The 3714-nt window shown below is 68.2% G+C and carries 4 protein-coding genes and 2 pseudogenes; all 6 read left to right on the top strand.

What is annotated here, in order from left to right:
• Positions 1 to 100: 100 nt before the first annotated feature.
• Positions 101 to 238: pseudogene (locus JMF90_RS40630) on the top strand (recombinase-like helix-turn-helix domain-containing protein); the annotation flags it as partial.
• 60 nt (positions 239 to 298) lie between these two features.
• The gene (locus JMF90_RS28335) at positions 299 to 1369 is read left to right on the top strand and encodes an aromatic ring-hydroxylating dioxygenase subunit alpha (RefSeq protein ID WP_011547422.1); all 1071 of its coding nucleotides are present in this window, start codon (positions 299 to 301) and stop codon (positions 1367 to 1369) included.
• On the top strand, positions 1362 to 2132 hold the full coding sequence (locus tag JMF90_RS28340) for an SDR family oxidoreductase (RefSeq protein ID WP_011547423.1): 771 nt from the start codon (positions 1362 to 1364) through the stop codon (positions 2130 to 2132). Before JMF90_RS28335 ends, JMF90_RS28340 begins: the two co-directional genes overlap by 8 nt.
• 34 nt (positions 2133 to 2166) lie before the next feature.
• The gene (locus JMF90_RS28345) at positions 2167 to 2694 is read left to right on the top strand and encodes a cupin domain-containing protein (protein WP_011547424.1); all 528 of its coding nucleotides are present in this window, start codon (positions 2167 to 2169) and stop codon (positions 2692 to 2694) included.
• Between the two features lie 18 nt (positions 2695 to 2712).
• Entirely contained in the window at positions 2713 to 3630 is a 918-nt protein-coding gene (locus tag JMF90_RS28350) for an alpha/beta fold hydrolase (protein ID WP_011547425.1), read from the top strand.
• A pseudogene (locus JMF90_RS28355) lies at positions 3627 to 3714 on the top strand (IclR family transcriptional regulator); the annotation flags it as partial. The gene JMF90_RS28350 and the pseudogene JMF90_RS28355, both read left to right, overlap by 4 nt.

The raw sequence follows: 3714 nt of genomic DNA on the forward strand, positions 1-3714 counted from the left end.
GCATTCAACGTGCATGCGTCCGTCGAGGCGTTCTACAAGACCTGCGACGCGCTCGTCGCGTAATAACTTCGTATAGCATACATTATACGAAGTTATACGAGAACGCGTGTTCGAGAGCGGCGCGACCGAGGTGGACGATGTCGTCGCGGGGCTGAACCGCATCGGCTTCCGCGCGCCGGACGGCACGGTTTGGACACCTGAGCGTTTCCGCGCCGAAATGGCCTCGCTGGCGGAATGAACGCACTGACCGCGCCGCGCGCCTGAGCGCCGACCCGACAACCGCATCCGGAGCACACTGATGACGTCCCCCGACCAACACGAAGCCCAACACGACCCGGTCCGTGACTATCTCGACCGCGGCATCAAGAACTACTGGTATCCCGTCGCGCCGAGCTGGCAGGTGTCGAACGCGCCCGTCGGCCTCACGCGCCTGTCCGAGCAGATCGTGCTGTGGCGCGATCACGACGGCAAGGTCCACGCACTGGAAGATCGTTGCCCGCACCGCGGCGCGCGTCTGTCGCTCGGCTGGAACCTCGGCGGCAACATCGCGTGCTGGTATCACGGCATCGAAGTCGACGGCGGCGGCACGGTCAACCGCGTACCGGCCGTGTCGAACTGTCCGCTCGAAGGCACGAAGTGCGTGAAGTCGTATCCGGTCGAGGAGAAGGCCGGCGCGATCTTCCTGTGGTTCGGCGACGAAGCGCACGGCGAGCCGGCGCCGCTGAACCTGCCGGAAGAACTGGTCGCCGACGAGTATGCGCACTTCCTGTGCGTGTCGAACTGGAAGTGCAATTACCAGTACGCGATCGACAACGTGATGGACCCGATGCACGGCGCGTATCTGCACGCGACGTCGCACTCGATGGCCGAAGGCGACAAGCAGGCCGACATGCGCGTGCGCAAGACGGACACGGGCCTGATGTTCGAAAAGATCGGCCAGCGCGACGTGAACTTCGACTGGGTCGAGCTCGGCGAAACCGGCTGCCTGTGGATGCGCCTCGCGATTCCGTACAAGCAGAAGTTCGGCCCGGGCGGCAACTTCGGGATCATCGGCTTCGCGACGCCGGTCGACGGCGACCACTGCCAGGTCTATTTCTGGCGTACCCGCAAGGTCGGCGGCTGGCAGCGCGACGTGTGGCGCTTCATGTACCGCAACCGCCTCGAAGGCCTGCACTGGGACGTGCTCGAGCAGGATCGCTACGTCCTCGAAAGCCTCGCGCCGCATGCACGCGATCACGAATACCTGTACCAGCACGACGTCGGCATCACGCGCGTGCGCCGGATGCTGCGCCAGCGTGCGCAGGAGCATCTGTCCGCGCTCGACGCGCATCGTGCGGCGCACGCCGCCGCGGAGCCCGCGAATGGCTGAGTCCACTCCGGTCGTCGCGCTGCCCGGCCGCCGGGTGCTCGTCACGGGCGGTGCGCGCGGCCTCGGCGCTGCGTTCGTGACGGCGCTGGTCGAAGCGGGCGCGCAAGTCGCGTTCGGCGACGTGCTCGCGGAAGAGGGCCGCGCGCTGGCCGCGCGGCTCACGCAAGCCGGCCACACCGCGCATTTCTTCGCACTCGATCTCGCCGATCCGGCGAGCATCGACGCCTTCGTCGCGCAGGGCGCGGCGGTGCTCGGCGGCCTCGACGCGCTGATCAACAACGCGGCGATCACGAACTCGGGCGGCAAGCTGTCGACGGAGCTCGACGTGTCGACGTGGGACGCCGTGATGAACGTGAACGTGCGCGGCGTGTGGCTCGTCAGCAATGCGGCGCTGCCGCACCTCGCGCGGTCGGGTCGCGGCGCGATCGTGAACCTCGCGTCGGACACCGCGTTATGGGGCGCGCCGAAGCTGCTCGCGTACGTCGCCAGCAAGGGCGCGGTGATCGCGATGACGCATGCGCAGGCACGCGAGTTCGGCGCGCACGGCGTGACGGTCAACGCGATTGCGCCGGGGCTGACCGAAGTCGAGGCGACCGCGTACGTACCGGCCGAGCGTCACGCGTTCTACCTGCAGGGCCGCGCATTGACGCGCACGCAACTGCCTGAGGACGTGACGGGCCCGGTGCTGTTCCTGCTGTCGGACGGCGCGCGCTTCGTGACGGGTCAGCTGCTGCCGGTGAACGGCGGCTTCGTAATGAACTGATTTGAAGTTTTCACTCGGAATGAAGGAGAGGACGATGGCGGACGCCGATCTCGAACGCAAGTCGTGGGACCAGCCGGAAGGCGCAAGCTTCAACGACTGGATGGAAGGGCGCGTCGCGCGCTACGAAACGCGGCGCTACGACTGGGACGCGCTGAAGTTCCAGGCCGATTACGACCCGAAGTACCGCCGTGCGCAGATGCGCTATGTCGGCACGGGCGGCACGGGCGTCGCGAAGGACGTCAACACGGTGCCGGCCGGCAACTTCACGTTTTCGACGATGGTGATCCCGGCCGGCAACATCGGCCCGAGCCACATCCACATCGACGTCGAGGAAATCTTCTTCGTGCTGCGCGGCAAGATGAAGGTGATCTGCGAGCGCGACGGCGAGACCTGGGAAGCGATCCTCGGCGAGCGCGACCTGATCTCGGTGCCGCCGGGCGTGTATCGCACGGAAATCAACATCGGCGAGGAAGATGCGCTGATGTGCGTGATGCTCGGTTCGTCGAAGCCGATCACGCCGACGTATCCGCCCGATTCGCCGCTCGCGAAGATCAAGCGCTGAGACGGGGCGGATGAAGCAATGAGTGTCATCGACAAACGCGAACGTGAACGCGACCGCACCGCGGCGTTCGCCGCGCTGCTCGGGCAGTTTCCCGAGCAGCGTTGCGCGGCCGGCGCGGCGGGCGCGATCGGCTACCGTGAGGCGGGTGCAGGCGAGGCCGGCGCGCAGCATGCGGGCCGTGCGCTGCCCGTCGTGCTGCTGCACGGGATCGGCTCGGGCGCCGCATCGTGGGTCCGCCAGCTCGACACGCTGGGTGCATCGCGGCGCGTACTCGCGTGGGATGCGCCCGGTTACGGCGTGTCGACGCCCGTGCACGGCGCGTCGCCGGCCGCCGCCGATTACGCGGCATCGCTGAACGCGTGGCTCGAGGCACTCGGCATCGAACGCTGCGTGCTGGTCGGTCATTCGCTCGGCGCGATCATCGCGGGCGGCCTCGTCCGCGTGATGCCCGCGCGGATCGCCGGCCTGCTGCTGATTTCGCCCGCGGGCGGCTACGGCAGCGCACCGGCCGAGACCCGCGAATCGCGCCGCGACGCGCGGCTCGCGATGCTCGCGGAACTCGGCCCGGCCGGGCTCGCCGAGCAGCGCAGCGGCAACATGCTGTCCGGTTTCGCGAACGAGGAGGCAAAGGCATGGGTGCGCTGGAACATGGCGCGCATCGTGCCGGCCGGCTACGCGCAGGCCACGCATCTGCTCGCGAACGCCGATCTCGCGGCCGATCTCGCCGGCTTTCGCGGCCGCACGGCCGTGGCCGTCGGCGCGAACGACGCGATCACGCCGCCCGCCGCGTGCGAGCGGATCGCCGCGGCCGCGCACGTCGGGCTGCAGGTGATTCCGCAGGCGGGGCATGCCGGCTACGTGGAAGCGCCGGCCGTTTATTCCGCGCTGATCGACACGTTCTGTCGTCAGTGCGACCCACAGCGGGGGCCGGCATGAGCGAACCGCTGCAACAAAGCGAATCCGACAACGCGAAGGCCGAAGCCAGCTACGTCGTGCCGGGCCTCGAACGCGGGCTGCGGA

The sequence above is a fragment of the Burkholderia sp. E168m23 genome, assembly GCF_016586125.1.
GTDB lineage: Bacteria > Pseudomonadota > Gammaproteobacteria > Burkholderiales > Burkholderiaceae > Burkholderia > Burkholderia orbicola.